Raw genomic sequence first — 18,295 nt, forward strand, 5'->3', positions numbered from 1 at the left:
AAGGATCGTGAACAATGATCATTCATACTAAGTACCATGGCCAAATGAACGTAAAAGAAGAACAAATCATTCTTTTTGAAAACGGGATTCCAGGCTTTTTAGAAGAAAAACAGTTCGTCATTCTTCCGCTTTCAGAAGACTCTCCATTCGTGGCACTGCAGTCCGTCACTTCAGAAAATCTTGCGTTCATCGTTGTAAGTCCGTTCATCTTTTTTAAGAATTATGAGTTTGACCTTGATGAATCAACTGCTGAACTTTTGGATATCGATAATATTGAAGACGTAGAAGTCATGACAATCTTGACCATGGCAGAGCCATTCGAAAAATCTACTGCCAATTTATTGGCCCCCATTATTGTGAATCGCAAGAACATGATGGCTAAGCAAGTCGTTTTACACGACTCCTCATATACGACAAAACATCCGATTGGAGGAGAATCATGCTAGTTTTATCGCGGAAAATAAATGAAGCGATTCAAATAGGTGCTGATATTGAAGTAAAAGTGATTGCGGTTGAGGGTGATCAAGTGAAACTTGGAATTGAAGCCCCAAAGCATATTGATATTCACAGGAAAGAAATTTACTTGACCATTCAGGAAGAAAATAACCGTGCAGCAGCGTTATCCAGCGATGTGATCTCCGCATTATCCTCACAAAAAAAGTGAGGATTTTTTTATTTTTGTATTAACAAAATCAGAGACAATCCGATATTAATGATGTAGCCGGAAGGAGACGCAAATACTCCGCCAGTTACAAAAAAATGTGGCACAAGGACGTGCCTAAAAACATATTCAGGGAGGAACAAAACAATGAGAATTAACCACAATATTGCAGCGCTTAACACACTAAACCGCTTGTCTTCAAACAACGGTGCAGCACAAAAGAACATGGAGAAACTTTCTTCAGGTCTTCGTATCAACCGTGCCGGAGATGACGCAGCTGGTCTCGCGATCTCTGAAAAAATGAGAGGACAAATCAGAGGTCTTGATATGGCTTCTAAAAACTCTCAAGACGGAATCTCTCTTATCCAAACAGCTGAGGGTGCATTGACTGAAACTCACTCAATTCTTCAACGTGTTCGTGAGTTAACTGTTCAAGCGGGTAACACTGGTACTCAAGATGCAACGACAGACCTTCAAGCAATTCAGGATGAAATTGATAACCTTCTTGATGAGGTAGATGGAATTTCTCAACGAACAGCTTTTAACGGTAAAAACCTTCTTGATGGTACGCAGACAAATGGATTCACTTTCCAAATCGGTGCCAACAAAGGTCAACAATTAACAGTTAGCATTGGGGATATGAGTACTGCTGCTACTGGTCTTGACATGTTAAAAGCAGATTACAAAGTAACAACAGCTACGGCAGCTAACACAGATGCGCTTTTAACTAAAGTAGATTCTGCAATTAACAAAGTATCTTCTGAGCGTGGTAAACTTGGTGCAGTACAAAACCGTTTAGAGCACACAATTAACAACCTTGGTGCTTCTTCTGAAAACTTAACTGCTGCTGAGTCTCGTATCCGTGACGTTGACATGGCTAAAGAGATGAGCGAGTTCACAAAGAACAACATTCTTTCTCAAGCTTCTCAAGCGATGCTTGCTCAAGCAAACCAACAGCCACAAAACGTACTTCAATTGTTACGTTAATTTTAAAGAAGACCTTGGCGTTGCCAAGGTCTTTTATTTTATATTTCTAACTCCGAATCATTCCCCTTGCTGTCTCTAACCTTTCGTTAGCTCATGATATAATAATCGAATTCTCCACCTGCTTTATAAATGTATTTTCCAAACAAGAAATCTAAAACGGATGAGTTTTTTTCCAAAAATATATGTAATCTTATCTCGACTTAGTCGATATAAACGATAGATTGGGGCATAGGGGATGTGATCAATTGAATATTGAAAGGCTCACTACGTTACAACCTGTTTGGGATCGTTATGATACTCAAATACATAATCAGAAAGATCATGAGAGTGAGGTTCCTGTTCATCAAGTTTCATATACCCATCTTGCTGAAATGGTAGGGGAAATGAACAAGCTTTTGGAACCTTCGCAAGTTCATCTGAAGTTTGAGCTCCATGAAAAGTTAAATGAATACTATGTAAAGGTAATAGAGGACTCTACAAATGAAGTCATCCGCGAAATTCCGCCGAAACGGTGGCTTGATTTTTATGCGGCTATGACTGAATTTCTTGGGTTATTTGTAGATGAAAAAAAGTAGATTAGGAGTGGTTTGAAATGGTCACGAGAATAACAGGTCTGGCGTCAGGAATGGATATAGATGATATCGTATCAAAGCTGATGCAGACAGAAAAAGCACCGCTTGATAGGCTGAAGCAAAAAAAACAGACTCTTGAATGGCAGCGTGACAGCTATCGTGAAGTAAACTCAAAAATAAAAGAATTGCAAGATTATATGTCTAAAAATACGTTGACATATCCGAGTACGTATCAGAGCAAGACTGTGACAAGCTCAAACGAATCTGTGTTAACTGCTACAGGAAGCGCAAGTGCGCCAAACTCTTCTTCTACTGTTGAAGTAGCGAGTTTGGCAACCGCAGCGACGTATAAGGCAAATAATTATACGGGATATACACAAGGCGATTATAATTTGGCATTTAATGTTGTGGCGCCTGGCGAGACAACGGCAAAAACAGTAAACATCAGTGTGACGAGTGCTGATACGATTGATAATGTGATTTCTAAAATTAACAGCTCAGATCTAGGAGTATCAGCATTTAAAGATAAAATTTGGAATGGTACAGAGTATGTAGAAACGATAGCGTTTTCTTCTAAATCAACAGGCGCAGGAGGCAGCATACAGGCAGCAGACTCTGCTACAGCAGGTTTTATGACAGGTCAGCTTGGTTTTTCTTTGGACGCTGATAATAAGCTCACTGCTTACAAAGAAGGAACAAATGCAAAAGTCACTATTAATGGCTTTGAAATGGAGAAGCTGACAAACAATTTCACGGTTAATGGCGTTACCTACTCAATTAAAAATACAACTGCAGCCACAGGCCCTGTTACAACATCTGTTTCGACTGATGTTGACGGGATTTACAACCAAATTAAAGAGTTTGTAGATAAATACAATGAATTGGTTGACAGCCTAAATGAAAAGCTGCAAGAAGAAAAATACAGAGACTATACGCCGCTGACTAGTGAACAAAAAGAAGCAATGTCCGATAAAGAGGTAGAACTCTGGGAAGAGAAGGCAAAAAGCGGTTTGCTGAGAAATGATACCAGCATCAGCACCGGTACGAACCAAATGCGGACGGATTTTTATACTCAAGTAAATGTTGATGGTAAAAACTATCAATTAACTGAATTTGGTATCACAACCTCAAGTGCGTACCAATTGCGAGGACATTTGGAGATTAATGAAGACAAACTGAAAGCCAAAATACAAGAAGATCCGCAAAGTGTCGCCGCTTTATTTACAAGCGGAACGAACAGCAGCGCATATAGTGATAAAGGGATTATGAAACGCATCGGTGACACACTGAAAAGTACAGTGAAAAGCATTGAAGCGAAAGCCGGCAACTCAACAATGGGCGCCGATAACTACTCGATCGGTAAAAATTTAAATACGATCAGCACTGATATCATCAAAATGCAGGACCGGTTGAACTCGATAGAAAACCGCTACTATACAAAATTCAGTGCAATGGATTCTGCGATTCAAAAGATGAACGAACAAGCGTCCTATTTATCACAGCTTCTTGTACAATAAATGTAATTTGGAGGATGACACATGGCGATCCAAAATCCTTATACAGCCTATCAGCAAAATTCAGTAAATACCGCTACACCCGGTGAACTGACGCTTATGCTATATAATGGCTGTTTGAAATTTATAAGACTTGCATCTCAGGCGATTGAGAATGATGATATGGAACGTAAAAATGAAAATCTGATTAAAGCGCAAAATATCATTCAGGAATTAAATTTTACACTTAACCGTAACATAGAGCTTTCCGGTTCCATGGGTGCGATGTACGATTATATGTATCGAAGATTGGTACAGGCAAATATCAAAAATGATACGAGTATGCTGGCTGAGGTTGAAGGTTATGTAACAGATTTTCGTGATGCTTGGAAACAAGCTATGCAAAGTGAACGGAAGGACCGGCACGGATCAGGCGGGATCGCATGAAAAACATAGATCAACTATACACTGAGACGAAGAGTATGCTGTCACACATACAAGATACACCGGAAAGCGATGAACTTTTAAAGCAAATTGAAGACTTTGTTGCTAAAAGGTCTGAACTTATTCAGGAGATATCTCTGCCGCTTTCAGAAGAGGAACAAAAGCAGATGAAGCTAGTCCTGACATGGGATCAGCAAATTGTGAAGGAAATGGAGAGACTGAAGCAGTCAATCGCAGCAGAACTCCAGCAGGTAAAAAGAAAACGTGCGATGCATACGACGTATTTAAATCCTTATAACAACATCACGATTGACGGCAGATATTATGACAAGCGTAAATAGGTGAGTGCCTTGAAAAGCATTGAAGATTATACGCTTTTATCAGCTTATTATCATCTTCTTTTTACCATTGAGGAAGGGCTGTGTTATTTGATAGAGGCTGAACAGAATTTATCAAAAACAGAAGGGGATCGGATCTACCAAGATCTGATCCAAGCCTTTTTTCATTTGGATTCAACACATTCAACACTTCTCTTTGTTATGAATACGCGGTGCGCTGAAATTTGCGTTAAAGCATTTGACGAAATTTTTGCGGAGTTTGATCAATTGGTTTCTTTCTCTTTTCCCTCCCATGAGTTCTGTGAGTATTTAAAAGAACATTTTTTGATTCATTATAGAAAATGGATGATGTCCATTCATAAATGCATGGAGCCCTTTGTAATCAATTAGGCGAGGGTGAGGTATTTGTTTCGTACCATCAGCATATACATATACCTCCGAACCGCTGATATAGCAGCAAATACAACACAATTCGACAAAGTTCACTGAATTTTCACAAAAGGTTTACGTTTCAGCAGGAATTGTGAAGGGTAAAGGAGAAATAGATACATATCCTTAATAAAAGGGAGGCGTTCTTTGATGAACTATAACATCAGAGGAGAAAATATTGAAGTGACACCCGCGTTAAAGGATCATGTCGAGAAGAAGATCGGCAAGCTGGAGCGTTATTTTGACCATAGCGTGAATGCCGATGTGAACGTCAACTTGAAGTTTTACAATGACAAGGAGTCTAAAGTTGAGGTTACGATTCCGATGACAGATCTGGCGCTTCGGTCCGAGGTGCATAACGAGGATATGTACAACGCAATTGATCTCGCAACAAACAAACTGGAACGTCAAATTCGTAAGCATAAAACGAAAGTAAACCGTAAATTCCGTGAGCAGGGCTCTCCAAAATATTTATTGGCAAACGGCCTTGACTCTGATACAGATATTGCGGTTCAGGATGAAATAGAAGAGGATGAGAGCTTGGACATTGTCCGTCAGAAACGCTTTAATTTAAAGCCGATGGATAGTGAAGAAGCGATCTTGCAAATGAATATGCTCGGCCATAATTTCTTTGTTTTCACAAATGCGGAAACAAACCTTACAAATGTCGTGTACCGCAGAAATGATGGAAAATATGGCTTGATTGAACCGACTGAATAATGAAGAGCAGCCTTCCGTGATGTCCGCGGAAGGTTTTTGTTTTTCTTATTTGCAAATTCTTTGGAAATAACAAAAGGTATGATATGATAATGAGAGGTATACATGGACTAGTAAATTATTTATACATGCCTGCAAAAACAGGCATGTGAAGATAGAGGAGCGTTATAAATGCTTGGAATTTTAAATAAAATGTTTGATCCAACAAAACGTACGCTGAATAGATACGAAAAAATAGCTAACGATATTGATGCGATTCGCGGAGACTATGAAAATCTCTCTGACGACGCGCTGAAACATAAAACAATTGAATTTAAAGAGCGCCTTGAAAAAGGGGCGACAACTGATGATCTTCTTGTGGAAGCATTTGCTGTTGTTCGGGAAGCTTCGCGCCGCGTAACCGGCATGTTTCCGTTCAAAGTCCAGCTCATGGGGGGCGTGGCGCTTCATGACGGAAATATCGCGGAAATGAAAACAGGGGAAGGGAAAACGTTAACGTCTACTCTGCCTGTTTATTTAAATGCGTTAACAGGTAAAGGCGTACACGTCGTGACTGTCAACGAATATTTGGCAAGCCGTGATGCTGAGCAGATGGGGAAAATTTTCGAGTTTCTCGGTTTGACAGTCGGCTTGAATTTAAACTCAATGTCAAAAGACGAAAAACGGGAAGCTTATGCTGCTGACATTACTTACTCCACTAACAACGAGCTTGGCTTCGATTATTTGCGTGACAATATGGTTCTTTATAAAGAGCAGATGGTTCAGCGCCCTCTTCATTTTGCGGTAATAGATGAAGTTGACTCTATTTTAGTCGATGAAGCGAGAACACCGCTTATCATTTCTGGACAAGCTGCGAAATCCACTAAGCTGTACGTGCAGGCAAATGCTTTTGTCCGCACGTTAAAAGCAGAGAAGGATTATACGTATGATATCAAAACAAAAGCTGTTCAGCTTACTGAAGAAGGAATGACGAAGGCGGAAAAAGCATTCGGCATCGATAACCTGTTTGATGTGAAGCATGTCGCGCTCAACCACCATATCAACCAGTCCTTAAAAGCTCACGTTGCGATGCAAAAGGACGTTGACTATGTAGTGGAAGACGGACAGGTTGTTATTGTTGATTCCTTCACGGGACGTCTGATGAAAGGCCGCCGCTACAGTGAGGGGCTTCACCAGGCGATTGAAGCGAAGGAAGGGCTTGAAATTCAAAATGAGAGCATGACCTTGGCGACGATTACGTTCCAAAACTACTTCCGGATGTACGAAAAGCTTGCCGGTATGACGGGTACAGCTAAGACAGAGGAAGAGGAATTCCGCAACATCTACAACATGCAGGTTGTCACAATTCCTACTAACCAGCCTGTTGTCCGTGACGACCGTCCGGATTTAATTTACCGTACGATGGAAGGAAAGTTTAAGGCGGTTGCGGAGGATGTCGCACAGCGCTATATGACAGGGCAGCCTGTTCTTGTCGGTACGGTTGCGGTTGAGACGTCTGAGCTGATCTCTAAGCTGCTCAAAAACAAAGGGATCCCGCATCAAGTGTTAAACGCCAAAAACCATGAGCGTGAAGCGCAAATCATTGAAGAGGCCGGCCAAAAAGGCGCAGTAACGATTGCGACAAACATGGCGGGGCGCGGAACGGACATTAAGCTTGGCGAAGGTGTAAAAGAGCTTGGAGGCCTAGCTGTTGTCGGAACGGAACGCCATGAATCACGCCGGATTGACAACCAGCTCCGGGGACGTTCTGGACGTCAGGGAGACCCGGGGATCACTCAATTTTATCTTTCTATGGAAGATGAATTGATGCGCAGATTCGGAGCTGAGCGGACAATGGCGATGCTTGACCGCTTTGGTATGGATGATTCCACTCCGATTCAAAGCAAAATGGTATCCCGCGCGGTTGAATCGTCTCAAAAACGCGTGGAAGGAAATAACTTCGATTCACGTAAACAGCTTCTGCAATATGATGACGTTCTCCGCCAGCAGCGCGAGGTCATTTATAAGCAGCGCTTTGAAGTCATCGACTCTGAAAACCTGCGTGAAATCGTTGAAAATATGATCAAGTCTTCTCTCGAACGGGCAATTGCTGCCTATACGCCAAGAGAAGAGCTTCCTGAGGAGTGGAAGCTTGACGGTCTTGTTGAGCTTGTCAACGCGACTTATCTTGATGAAGGCGCGCTTGAGAAGAGTGACATCTTCGGCAAAGAACCGGATGAAATGCATGAACTCATCATGGATCGCATCATGACCAAATATGATGAAAAAGAAGAAAAATTCGGCGAAGAACAAATGCGCGAATTCGAGAAAGTCATCGTCCTTCGCGCCGTCGATTCAAAATGGATGGACCATATCGATGCGATGGATCAGCTTCGCCAAGGGATTCACCTTCGTGCTTACGCGCAAACGAACCCGCTGCGTGAGTATCAAATGGAAGGCTTTGCGATGTTTGAGCATATGATTGAATCAATTGAGGACGAAGTCGCAAAATTTGTGATGAAAGCTGAGATTGAAAACAATCTGGAGCGCGAACAGGTTGTACAAGGCCAAACGACGGCTCATCAGCCTCAGGAAGGCGATGAAAACAAAAAAGCGAAGAAAGCACCGGTTCGCAAAGTGGTTGATATCGGCAGAAATGCCCCATGCCACTGCGGAAGCGGGAAAAAATATAAAAATTGCTGCGGCCGGACTGAATAGTTCGCTCAGGCAAGGGTACTGAACGCGGCGCCTGTGGCGCCCGCGGATCTTTTAATGAGGTGAATGGAATGGAATTATCAGAAATTAGAGCAGAGCTCGAAAATATGGCTTCTCGTTTAGCGGACTTTAGGGGGTCTCTTTGACCTCGAATCAAAGGAGGCCCGCATTGCTGAGCTAGATGAACAAATGGCTGATCCGGAATTCTGGAATGATCAGCAGAAAGCCCAAACGGTCATAAATGAAGCGAATGGTTTAAAGGATTATGTCAATTCCTATAAAAAATTGAATGAATCCCATGAAGAATTGCAAATGACTCATGACCTTCTGAAAGAAGAGCCGGATCAGGATCTCCAGCTAGAGCTTGAGAAAGAGCTAAAGGCATTAACTAAGGAGTTCAACGAATTTGAGCTTCAGCTTCTTCTCAGTGAACCGTATGATAAAAACAACGCCATTTTGGAGCTGCACCCGGGTGCGGGCGGTACAGAGTCACAGGATTGGGGCTCTATGCTTCTCAGAATGTACACTAGATGGGCTGAGCGCCGCGGTTTTAAAGTGGAAACACTCGATTACCTTCCAGGTGATGAGGCCGGAATTAAGTCAGTCACATTGCTGATTAAAGGCCACAACGCTTACGGATATATCAAGGCGGAAAAAGGCGTTCATCGTCTTGTGCGGATTTCCCCGTTTGATTCTTCAGGCCGCCGCCATACATCATTCGTATCGTGTGAAGTCATGCCTGAATTTGACGATGAGATCGATATTGATATCCGTACGGAGGATATTAAAGTTGATACGTACCGTGCAAGCGGAGCGGGCGGACAGCACGTCAATACGACGGATTCAGCCGTTCGGATTACTCACTTACCGACGAATGTGGTTGTGACGTGCCAAACGGAGCGCTCACAAATTAAAAACCGTGAAAGAGCCATGAAAATGCTGAAGGCCAAGCTGTATCAGCGCAGAATTGAAGAACAGCAGGCAGAGCTGGATGAAATCCGCGGTGAACAAAAAGAAATCGGCTGGGGCAGCCAAATCCGTTCTTACGTATTCCATCCGTATTCCATGGTAAAAGACCATCGGACCAATACAGAAATGGGTAACGTTCAAGCGGTAATGGACGGAGACATTGATACATTTATTGATGCCTACCTGCGTTCTAAGCTTTCATAAGCAGAAAACACACCTGATGTATACAGGTGTGTTTTTTAATTCCTTCATATCCTTGATTTCACTGCTGCTTTAGCATATTACCACTGTGTTTGGGTGTTATTTACATCTAATCAGGGAAGGATTAAAATGCTATCGGAGAGCATTGGAAGAAACGGAGGATATATGATGGATGTACGGAATCAAACACTTCGGGTTTTGCGGGATTATGTATACATATTAATAGGAGCAGCGATTACAGCCGTGTCCTTTAATGTATTTTTGCTTCCAAACAAGATTGCAGCCGGCGGTGTCAGCGGAATCAGTACGATTTTGCAGTCATATGGTTTTGAAGCAGCGTTTGTACAGTGGATTATTAATATTCCTTTATTTATTGCCGGTGTCATTTTGCTCGGCGGTAAATTTGGGCTTAAGACGCTTGCGGGTTCTGTTTTTTTGCCCCTTGTTGTGTTTTTGACAAGGGATATTCAGCCCGCCACCCATCATGAGCTCCTTGCAGCGATTTTTGGCGGTGTCGGCATTGGTGTGGGAATTGGCATTGTGTACTTAGGAAAAGGCTCAACGGGAGGAACGGCCTTGGCTGCACAGATCATTCATAAGTACTCCGGTCTGTCGCTGGGGACGTGTCTCGCAATCATTGACGGATTGATTGTCGTTACGGCTATGATCGTATTTAATATTGAGCAGGGCTTATATGCCATGCTTGGCGTCTTTGTGTCCAGCAAAACCATTGATGTCGTTCAAGTCGGCTTCAATCGTTCAAAAATGGCGCTCATTATTACAAAGCAGGAGCAGGCTGTCAAGGAAGCCGTTTTACAGAAGATTGACAGAGGCGTGACGAAAATTTCCGCGGTCGGCGGATATACTGACGATGACCGCCCAATTTTAATGTGCGTGGTTGGGCAAACTGAATTCACCAAATTGAAACAAATCGTCAAACAGATTGATGAGTCAGCTTTTGTGATTGTAGCGGATGCGAGTGAGGTGCTGGGCGAGGGTTTCAAACGTGCTTAAACGAGGTTATAATATGGAAGAGATCGTAAAGGAGTTGTGCTTCTCAACATGAAATCAAAGTTATCGATACTAATGCTTGTATTTACACTTTCTGTTCTGTTGGCTGCCTGCGGTTCAAACGATGCAAAAGAAGAGAAGACAGACACAGGCAGCAAGACTGAAGCCTCTGCATCTGAAGGGGAAGAATTATATCAGCAAAGCTGCGTAGGCTGCCACGGCAAGGATTTAGAAGGTGTGTCAGGGCCTAATCTTCAAGAGGTCGGAGGCAAATACGACGAAGACAAAATTGAAAGCATTATTAAAAACGGCCGCGGTAATATGCCGAAGGGGCTTGTAGATGATAAGGAAGCCGCCGTTATTGCCAAATGGCTGTCAGACAAAAAGTAAGATAAGAAAATCTTTGCCGCAGTGCAGGCAAGGATTTTTTTATGCCATGACAATATGAATGAAAAGAAACTGTAATAGTATTATGTCTAAATTTGACGTATAATGAAGTGTATTGAAAAATGAAACTTTCAGATTTTTCATCTTTTAACAAATGAGTGGGTCATAAATTGTCGAATGCATTCGAAGAGTATGACCGTGTGATACATAAAATGATATAAAAGATTAGGTGATTTCATGATAGAGATGAAAGAAGTATACAAAGCCTATCCGAACGGCGTAAAAGCGCTTAATGGGATTTCTGTTGCCATTCATCCCGGCGAGTTTGTTTATGTTGTCGGTCCGAGCGGAGCGGGTAAGTCTACTTTTATTAAAATGATATACAGAGAAGAAAAGCCGACAAAAGGACAAATTTTACTTAATTATAAAGATCTCGCTACAATTAAAGAAAAAGAGATTCCTTTTGTGCGCCGTAAAATAGGCGTTGTCTTCCAGGATTTCAAACTTCTGCCGAAACTTACTGTTTTTGAAAATGTAGCATTTGCCCTTGAAGTGATTGGAGAACAGCCGTCTGTCATTAAGAAACGGGTGCTTGAAGTGCTTGATCTCGTGCAGCTGAAGCATAAAGCGAGACAATTTCCTGACCAGCTTTCAGGCGGGGAGCAGCAGCGTGTATCTATTGCCAGATCAATTGTGAACAACCCTGATGTTGTCATTGCTGATGAACCTACAGGAAACCTTGATCCCGATACGTCCTGGGAAGTCATGAAGACGCTGGAGGAAATTAATAACCGCGGGACAACAGTCGTGATGGCGACACATAATAAAGAAATCGTAAACACCATTAAGAAACGTGTCATTGCAATCGAAGATGGTATCATTGTGCGTGATGAGTCAAGAGGGGAGTATGGTTCATATGATTAAAATTCTCGGGCGCCACTTGCGTGAGAGTTTTAAATCTCTCGGGAGAAACACATGGATGACGTTTGCATCCATTAGTGCTGTAACCGTTACGCTGATTTTAGTCGGCGTGTTTTTAGTGATTATGCTGAATTTGAATAACATGGCCACGAATGCTGAAAAACAAGTCGAAATCAAAGTTTTGATTGATCTGACTGCAGATCAGAAGGCACAGGACAAGCTGCAGAACGATATTAAGGAATTGAATGGCATTCAGAGTGTCACTTTTTCTTCAAAAGAAAAAGAGCTTGACCAGCTGGTTGACAGTTTTGGTGACAGCGGTAAATCCCTAACGATGCAGGATCAGGAAAACCCGCTTAATGATGCGTTTGTCGTTAAAACGACAGATCCGCATGATACGCCGAACGTGGCCAAAAAGATTGAAAAAATGGATCATGTGTATAAAGTCACTTACGGAAAAGAAGAGGTCAGCCGTTTATTTAAAGTGGTCGGCGTTTCCCGCAACATTGGAATCGCGTTAATTATCGGCTTGGTATTTACGGCGATGTTCTTAATTTCCAACACCATTAAAATTACGATTTTCGCAAGAAGAAAAGAAATTGAAATCATGAAGCTTGTCGGCGCGACGAACTGGTTTATCCGCTGGCCGTTTTTCCTTGAAGGATTACTGCTTGGCGTATTCGGTTCTGTGATTCCGATCGCACTGGTGCTGAGCACTTATCAATACGTCATCGGATGGGTCGTTCCAAAGGTTCAAGGATCATTTGTCTCTCTTCTTCCTTATAATCCATTTGTATTCCAAGTTTCGTTAGTGCTGGTTGCAATCGGCGCAGTAATTGGAGTATGGGGAAGTCTGACTTCCATCCGCAAGTTTCTGCGAGTATAAAGAGAAAAAAGCCGTCCCGCTTCCGGGGCGGCTTTTCTTTTGCCTTCTTTTTCTTCTATGATTACATGAAATCTCCATCCTTTACATATACTATCTCTAGGTTTTGATAAAGACAGTCTGGCATACAGGAGGAGTAAAGGATGAATCAAAAGATAATGGCTGTGATCGCAGCGGGGAGCATGCTGTTCGGAGGCGCCGGTGTATATGCGGGAATGAACCTGCTTGAGATGGATAAGCCCCAGACTGCAGCTGTTCCCGCGACGGCACAAGCTGACTCTGAACGGCATAAGGCTATGGACAAAATCGAAAAAGCGTATGAGTTAATTTCGAATGAGTACGTAGAAAAAGTTGATAGAGAAAAGCTGCTCGAGGGAGCCATCCAAGGAATGCTGTCTACGCTAAATGATCCTTATTCTGTCTATATGGACAAGCAGACGGCTAAGCAATTTTCTGATTCTCTTGATTCCTCGTTTGAAGGCATCGGGGCTGAGGTTGGAATGGAAGACGGCAAAATTATTATTGTTTCTCCATTTAAACAATCACCAGCCGAAAAAGCAGGGCTCAAGCCCAATGATGAAATTATCAGCATCAATGGAGAATCGATGGCTGGCAAGGATTTAAACCAAGCGGTGTTAAAAATAAGAGGAAAGAAAGGGTCCAGCGTTTCAATAAAGATTCAGCGGCCTGGGACGAAGAAGCAGCTGTCATTCCGGATCAAGAGAGCTGAGATTCCGCTCGAAACGGTTTTTGCTTCAGAGAAAAAAGTACAGGGGCATTCTGTCGGGTATATCGCCATCTCTACTTTTTCTGAGCGTACAGCAGAGGATTTTGCAAAAGCGCTGGGGAATCTTGAGAAAAAAGGAATAGAAGGACTCGTCATAGATGTACGCGGCAACCCGGGCGGATATCTTCAAAGTGTGGAAGAAATTCTCAAGCACTTCGTCACAAAGGATCAGCCGTATATTCAGATTGCTGAACGCAATGGAGATAAAAAACGGTATTTTTCAACATTGACCCATAAAAAAGCGTATCCTGTCAATGTGATCACGGATAAAGGGAGTGCCTCCGCATCGGAAATCCTTGCTGGCGCATTAAAAGAAGCAGGGCATTATGATGTTGTAGGCGATACGTCTTTTGGTAAGGGAACGGTTCAACAAGCTGTTCCGATGGGAGACGGCAGCAACATCAAATTAACGCTTTACAAGTGGCTGACGCCAAATGGGAACTGGATTCATAAGAAAGGAATTGAGCCGACCATTGCAATTAAGCAGCCTGATTATTTTTCCGCCGGGCCCTTGCAGCTTAAGGAACCGCTTAAAGTGGATATGAACAATGAAGACGTCAAGCATGCACAGGTATTATTAAAAGGTCTCAGCTTTGATCCTGGACGTGACGATGGCTATTTCAGCAAAGACATGAAAAAAGCGGTTATGGCCTTTCAGGATCAAAACAAGCTGGATAAAACGGGTGTAATCGACACTCGCACTGCAGAGGCATTAAATCAGCAGGTAGAAAAGAAAAAATCCGATGAAAAAAATGACTTGCAGCTTCAAACAGCGCTGAAATCATTATTTGTCAATTAAAGGAGATGGTATTCCATCTCCTGTTTCTTTATGCTTAAAGAGAAAATGGATCATAAGTCACATAAAAATTGAGTTTTTGACAAGAAATTAAAAAAATTTTCACAAATAAACATTTATAAAGGACTGTGATTACCCGATATCAATATATGAGAGAGACTTTCTAACGAGATAATATGCATTTAAAATGAAACTTTTGCAAGTTGCCTAGTCTTTGTTTACTTCATACAATATAAGAAGGTTCTAAAAAGAACAGTAATCAGGTTTATGGCAGCTGAACGACAGGTATTTAAAGAGTAACGTTAGCGAGAATGCTTGTTAGCACTCCAGTACTGCTGCTTATACTGGCCCGTGCTTATCTGTATAAAGAAAATGGGGGTTCACAATTGAAGAGGGCAAGTATTGTGCGTGAAAAAAAATATTATGAATTAGTGGAACAATTAAAAGACAGAACACAAGACGTAACATTTTCGGCTACAAAAGCACTAAGTCTTCTTATGCTATTCAGCAGGTATTTGGTCAATTACACCAATGTCGAATCAGTAAATGACATCAATGAAGAATGTGCCAAACATTATTTTAATTACTTAATGAAAAACCATAAGCGATTAGGAATCAATCTGACAGATATAAAAAGGTCGATGCATCTGATCAGCGGGCTATTGGATGTGGATGTAAACCATTATTTAAAGGATTTTTCACTATCGAATGTCACGCTGTGGATGACGCAAGAGAGATAAACCCTCCTGAGGATATCCAAGCCATTTAATATTTGATAGAATATGAGTAACATGTTTGGCTTGAGGCGGTGAAAGATAGTGTCTGTTCAATGGGGAATTGAACTGTTAAAAGGTGCGGGCCTGTTCTTCTTACACCCGCTTTTCTGGTTTTTTATCATCATAAGCCTGGCTTTTGGCTATGTAAGAATCAAACGGGAACGAAAAACCTTTCATACAAGAATAGCAGATATTTATGATGAACTGAAATTTACTTATACTAAGGGACTGATCCCTGGTCTCCTTTTGTCAGTTGTTGTAGGCGTACTCGGGATCTCGATTCCTCTCGGTATACTTGCGGTTATTGCCGTTATCACTGCAGCGGCAGCGCTTACTCTTCGCGCAAACTGGATGTCTGCTGCATATATCGTCAGTGTGAGTATGCTGATAGGTTTTGGACTGCAAATGAGTCAGGCGGAACCCCTCCTTGAGAGATTCCCGCAAGGATTTGCAGTCGTTTGGCCGGCTATGGCCGTGTTTTTAGGCTTGCTGATTATCATTGAAGGAGCGGTTGCTTATCGCTCTGCACATGTAAGAACATCACCGGCACTTGTCGTGAGCAGCCGCGGTTTGCCGATCGGCCAGCAGCTGGCAAACCGGATATGGCTTTTGCCGCTGTTCCTTCTCGTACCCGGTAACGGATTAGAATCGCACTTCAGCTGGTGGCCTGTGTTTACTGTTCCCGGCGGGTCATTCCATTTTCTATGGATTCCTTACTTTGTCGGATTCGGGCAAAGGGTGCAGGGGTCGCTGCCTGAAACGAGCATAAGGATCACAGCGAAACGCGTTTGTATTCTCGGCCTTGTCGTCACAGCTCTCGGTGCAGCAAGCTTACTGTGGACGCCGCTTGCGGGTGCAGCCGTTTGTGTGGCTTTATTAGGACGTATTTTTCTATCCATTAAGCAAAGGGTAAATGATAATGCGGCTCCGTTTTATTTCTCGAAACGTGATCAGGGCTTAATGGTGCTTGGTATTATACCAAATACGCCAGCTGAGGACCTGGAATTGAAAATCGGGGAAATCATTACGAAAGTCAATGGCATACCCGTTAAGAACGTATCTGATTTTTATGAAGCGCTCCAGCATAACCGTGCATATGTAAAGCTTGAAATTATCGGTTTGAATGGAGAAATTCGCTTTGATCAGCGAGCTTCGTATGAGGGAGAACACCATGAATTGGGTATCCTTTTCGTAAAGGATGACCGTGAAGACGAAGCAGCCGCTTTGTCCGGATCATAAAAGACAGCCCGGCACCGCAAGAAGATGTGGTGCCGGGCTGTTTTGTGTTACGCTGAGTTTTTTTCCATTCGTGCGGTTTCATCAGATTTGATGCCCAATGAAACAAAAACGCCAATGATGGATACAGCAAAGAGAATCATAAATAGGGTGTGATATCCTGAAATCAGGCCGATTAAGGCTGATGAAATGATGCTTCCGAAATAACGGAAGGTCGAGAAAATGCCGGACGCGACTCCTGACATGCCGGGGTCTACTGTGGCAAGGGACGATACCTGCATGCTGGTCAGTCCGACTCCGGATGCGAGCCCTCCCAGGATGAGAGAAATCATCAGGAATAAGACCGAGTGAGAGCTGCTTAAGAACAAAAATAATAGATTCGCTCCAGCCATCATCGCAAATGAAAGAAAAATGATTTTCTTTGCTCCCCATTTGTGATGGAGCTGTGCGCCCACCCAGTTGCTGGCCGACATAAAGATCGAAAATACAGAAAGCGCCATGCCGCTGTTAGACGTATTCAGCCCAAATTGGTTCGTCATGAATAACGGCATGATCAATAAGACGGCATACATCATCAGATTGCTTAATAAGACTGATAGATTGGCATTTGTAAAGGTTGAGCTTTTAAATAGTGTAAAGTCAATGATTGGGTGCTGTGTACGCTTTTCTCTTCTGAAAAAAAGCGGGACAAAAAGAAGTATCAATACACTGTATACTGCATAGCCCCATGAAGCCTCATTTTTCGTCAGCAGGATAATCGAAACGATACTGCCTGCAAGCAAGAGAGAGCCGATGATATCCAGCGGCGCGTTAGATTTGTTTTCTTTATATTGAGGGAACATCGTTAATGCCGTAAATAAAGCAATGGCGAGAAACGGGATGTTGACCCAAAAAATTGAATGCCAGCTGAAGCTGTCAATCAGCATAGAGCCGATGAAAGGTCCGAGTGCTGCGCCAAGTCCTGCGCCAAGTCCGAAAAATCCAAACACTTTCGGAAGGCGTTTTTCAGAAACAACGTGACGGATAATGGCAATGCTGTTTGGCGTAAGCAGTGCGCCGCCGACAGCCTGCAATGCCCGAAAGACAATCAACAGCACCAGGCTCGGTGAGAGTGCGCAGCCTAAGGATGCGATAAGAAAAAGGCCGACGCCCCATAAGTACATTGTTTTATTGCCGTACATGTCACCGAGTTTTCCGGCAATCGGCTGTGTGACTGCCATCACGATTAAATAAACGGTAACCACCCAAGTGATGCTTGCGATGGACTCGTTATACGTATGGGATATAGATGAGAGCGCGACCGCGATCATCGTTGAGTTAATGGGAACCAGGATGGCCCCCAATAATAGCGAGACGATCAGCGCCCATTCTTTTCTTGAGCTCATTGGGATCCTCCTTTTTGTTATGCCAAGGAGATCATCAAGAAATTCCTTTGACAAATAGAGCGGTGCTATGCTCCAGCATTTTTTCCTGGGGCATTGAAATCACACGGTTTCCTAAATGGAGACGGTGAATAAAATAACCGAAAATGATCGACATGAACACATCGGCATGCTCCGCTTCATCTCCTGTCTGAATAACCCCTTTTTCGCCCATCGTTTTGAGATAATCAACCAATAGCTGTTTCATAGATTGGGGATATTCAGTTACGTGGTTGATGACATCCTGAAACATGGCCGGTTCACGAAAGCTGATTTTAATCATATCTTTTCTTTGTTCGAGCTCCTCCAAGAGACAGGTACCGATATGAAGCAGGTCTTTGTACAAATCGCCTTCTGTTTGTTCCAAAATGCTGCTTCTGTTTGGAGGATGCTGAGAAAGCAAAGCCTCAACTAGTCCCTGTTTGTTTTTGAAATTCCTGAAAATCGTCGCTTCACTTACATTTGCTTTTTCTGCGATTTCTTTTGTAGTCGTTGCGCGATATCCTTTTTTGACGAGCAGCTGCATGGCAGCGTCAAGGATTCGCTTGTTTGTCGGTCTCAATACGTTTCAC

General features: G+C 42.8%; 20 protein-coding genes. 18 read left to right on the forward strand and 2 right to left on the reverse strand.

Annotated features, from left to right (window positions below):
* Positions 1–14: 14 nt before the first annotated feature.
* The 18 genes from fliW to minJ all read left to right on the forward strand — a co-directional run bounded on the left by fliW (position 15) and on the right by minJ (position 16,305).
* On the forward strand, positions 15–446 hold the full coding sequence (gene fliW / locus LWH95_RS00165; protein ID WP_014115344.1) for a flagellar assembly protein FliW: 432 nt from the start codon (positions 15–17) through the stop codon (positions 444–446).
* Positions 440–664 carry a carbon storage regulator CsrA gene (gene csrA, locus LWH95_RS00170; RefSeq protein ID WP_003235443.1) on the forward strand — a complete coding sequence of 75 codons (225 nt, stop codon included), beginning with the start codon at positions 440–442 and terminating at the stop codon, positions 662–664. The genes fliW and csrA overlap by 7 nt, the downstream gene beginning before the upstream one ends.
* 144 nt (positions 665–808) lie before the next feature.
* A complete protein-coding gene (hag, locus tag LWH95_RS00175; RefSeq protein ID WP_232918676.1) occupies positions 809–1,648 on the forward strand; it encodes a flagellin Hag in 840 nt (279 codons plus the stop codon).
* Positions 1,649–1,893: 245 nt separating this feature from the next.
* Positions 1,894–2,223 (forward strand): flagellar protein FlaG, encoded by a 330-nt coding sequence (flaG, locus tag LWH95_RS00180; protein WP_084995351.1) that lies wholly within the window; start codon positions 1,894–1,896, stop codon positions 2,221–2,223.
* A gap of 17 nt (positions 2,224–2,240) precedes the next feature.
* Positions 2,241–3,737, forward strand: a complete 1,497-nt coding sequence (locus LWH95_RS00185; RefSeq protein WP_232918677.1) for a flagellar hook-associated protein 2 — start codon at positions 2,241–2,243, stop codon at positions 3,735–3,737.
* A gap of 21 nt (positions 3,738–3,758) precedes the next feature.
* Complete coding sequence (fliS, locus tag LWH95_RS00190; protein ID WP_003235439.1) at positions 3,759–4,160, forward strand: flagellar export chaperone FliS; 402 nt, start codon at positions 3,759–3,761, stop codon at positions 4,158–4,160.
* A complete protein-coding gene (locus LWH95_RS00195) occupies positions 4,157–4,498 on the forward strand; it encodes a flagellar protein FliT (protein ID WP_003235438.1) in 342 nt (113 codons plus the stop codon). The genes fliS and LWH95_RS00195 overlap by 4 nt, the downstream gene beginning before the upstream one ends.
* Positions 4,499–4,507: 9 nt before the next feature.
* A complete protein-coding gene (locus tag LWH95_RS00200) occupies positions 4,508–4,885 on the forward strand; it encodes a hypothetical protein (protein WP_019259597.1) in 378 nt (125 codons plus the stop codon).
* Between the two features lie 189 nt (positions 4,886–5,074).
* The gene (gene hpf / locus LWH95_RS00205; RefSeq protein WP_003235436.1) at positions 5,075–5,644 is read left to right on the forward strand and encodes a ribosome hibernation promotion factor; all 570 of its coding nucleotides are present in this window, start codon (positions 5,075–5,077) and stop codon (positions 5,642–5,644) included.
* Positions 5,645–5,812: 168 nt separating this feature from the next.
* Positions 5,813–8,338 (forward strand): preprotein translocase subunit SecA, encoded by a 2,526-nt coding sequence (gene secA, locus LWH95_RS00210; protein WP_232918682.1) that lies wholly within the window; start codon positions 5,813–5,815, stop codon positions 8,336–8,338.
* A 68-nt stretch (positions 8,339–8,406) separates the two neighbouring features.
* Positions 8,407–9,508 (forward strand): peptide chain release factor 2 gene (gene prfB / locus LWH95_RS00215; protein WP_232918683.1). Its coding sequence is split into 2 segments (ribosomal slippage): positions 8,407–8,478 and positions 8,480–9,508, totalling 1,101 coding nucleotides; the frame shifts between segments, so codons are not numbered across the junction.
* Between the two features lie 165 nt (positions 9,509–9,673).
* Positions 9,674–10,519, forward strand: a complete 846-nt coding sequence (locus tag LWH95_RS00220; protein WP_019259595.1) for a YitT family protein — start codon at positions 9,674–9,676, stop codon at positions 10,517–10,519.
* 48 nt (positions 10,520–10,567) lie between these two features.
* Positions 10,568–10,906 carry a cytochrome c551 gene (gene cccB, locus LWH95_RS00225; RefSeq protein ID WP_019259594.1) on the forward strand — a complete coding sequence of 113 codons (339 nt, stop codon included), beginning with the start codon at positions 10,568–10,570 and terminating at the stop codon, positions 10,904–10,906.
* Positions 10,907–11,140: 234 nt separating this feature from the next.
* Entirely contained in the window at positions 11,141–11,827 is a 687-nt protein-coding gene (gene ftsE / locus LWH95_RS00230) for a cell division ATP-binding protein FtsE (RefSeq protein ID WP_232918684.1), read from the forward strand.
* Positions 11,820–12,710, forward strand: coding sequence for a permease-like cell division protein FtsX (ftsX, locus tag LWH95_RS00235; RefSeq protein ID WP_232918685.1), 891 nt, complete (start codon positions 11,820–11,822; stop codon positions 12,708–12,710). Before ftsE ends, ftsX begins: the two co-directional genes overlap by 8 nt.
* A gap of 140 nt (positions 12,711–12,850) precedes the next feature.
* Positions 12,851–14,293 carry a carboxy-terminal processing protease CtpB gene (gene ctpB, locus LWH95_RS00240; protein WP_084995359.1) on the forward strand — a complete coding sequence of 481 codons (1,443 nt, stop codon included), beginning with the start codon at positions 12,851–12,853 and terminating at the stop codon, positions 14,291–14,293.
* A gap of 383 nt (positions 14,294–14,676) precedes the next feature.
* Positions 14,677–15,030: a swarming motility protein SwrAA gene (gene swrA, locus LWH95_RS00245; protein WP_015251121.1), complete on the forward strand. Its 354-nt coding sequence runs from the start codon at positions 14,677–14,679 to the stop codon at positions 15,028–15,030.
* A 78-nt stretch (positions 15,031–15,108) separates the two neighbouring features.
* Positions 15,109–16,305, forward strand: coding sequence for a cell division topological determinant MinJ (minJ, locus tag LWH95_RS00250; RefSeq protein ID WP_133485830.1), 1,197 nt, complete (start codon positions 15,109–15,111; stop codon positions 16,303–16,305).
* 47 nt (positions 16,306–16,352) lie between these two features.
* Here minJ and LWH95_RS00255 read toward each other — a convergent pair whose 3' ends face one another.
* Complete coding sequence (locus tag LWH95_RS00255) at positions 16,353–17,687, reverse strand: MFS transporter (RefSeq protein WP_225514474.1); 1,335 nt, start codon at positions 17,685–17,687, stop codon at positions 16,353–16,355.
* A 34-nt stretch (positions 17,688–17,721) separates the two neighbouring features.
* The gene (locus tag LWH95_RS00260) at positions 17,722–18,285 is read right to left on the reverse strand and encodes a TetR/AcrR family transcriptional regulator (protein WP_232918686.1); all 564 of its coding nucleotides are present in this window, start codon (positions 18,283–18,285) and stop codon (positions 17,722–17,724) included.
* Positions 18,286–18,295: the final 10 nt, after the last annotated feature.

Origin of the sequence: Bacillus sp. G16 (assembly GCF_021282335.1) — a bacterium.
Taxonomy (GTDB): Bacteria; Bacillota; Bacilli; order Bacillales; family Bacillaceae; genus Bacillus; species Bacillus inaquosorum.

Coding starts and splice junctions, on each gene's coding strand:
- fliS (WP_003235439.1), top strand. CDS start 3,759: ATGGCGATCCAAAATCCTTATACAGCCTATCAGCAAAATTCAGTAAAT.
- csrA (WP_003235443.1), top strand. CDS start 440: ATGCTAGTTTTATCGCGGAAAATAAATGAAGCGATTCAAATAGGTGCT.
- LWH95_RS00255 (WP_225514474.1), bottom strand. CDS start 17,687: ATGAGCTCAAGAAAAGAATGGGCGCTGATCGTCTCGCTATTATTGGGG.
- hpf (WP_003235436.1), top strand. CDS start 5,075: ATGAACTATAACATCAGAGGAGAAAATATTGAAGTGACACCCGCGTTA.
- cccB (WP_019259594.1), top strand. CDS start 10,568: ATGAAATCAAAGTTATCGATACTAATGCTTGTATTTACACTTTCTGTT.
- secA (WP_232918682.1), top strand. CDS start 5,813: ATGCTTGGAATTTTAAATAAAATGTTTGATCCAACAAAACGTACGCTG.
- LWH95_RS00220 (WP_019259595.1), top strand. CDS start 9,674: ATGGATGTACGGAATCAAACACTTCGGGTTTTGCGGGATTATGTATAC.
- ctpB (WP_084995359.1), top strand. CDS start 12,851: ATGAATCAAAAGATAATGGCTGTGATCGCAGCGGGGAGCATGCTGTTC.
- hag (WP_232918676.1), top strand. CDS start 809: ATGAGAATTAACCACAATATTGCAGCGCTTAACACACTAAACCGCTTG.
- fliW (WP_014115344.1), top strand. CDS start 15: ATGATCATTCATACTAAGTACCATGGCCAAATGAACGTAAAAGAAGAA.
- LWH95_RS00185 (WP_232918677.1), top strand. CDS start 2,241: ATGGTCACGAGAATAACAGGTCTGGCGTCAGGAATGGATATAGATGAT.
- LWH95_RS00195 (WP_003235438.1), top strand. CDS start 4,157: ATGAAAAACATAGATCAACTATACACTGAGACGAAGAGTATGCTGTCA.
- ftsX (WP_232918685.1), top strand. CDS start 11,820: ATGATTAAAATTCTCGGGCGCCACTTGCGTGAGAGTTTTAAATCTCTC.
- ftsE (WP_232918684.1), top strand. CDS start 11,141: ATGATAGAGATGAAAGAAGTATACAAAGCCTATCCGAACGGCGTAAAA.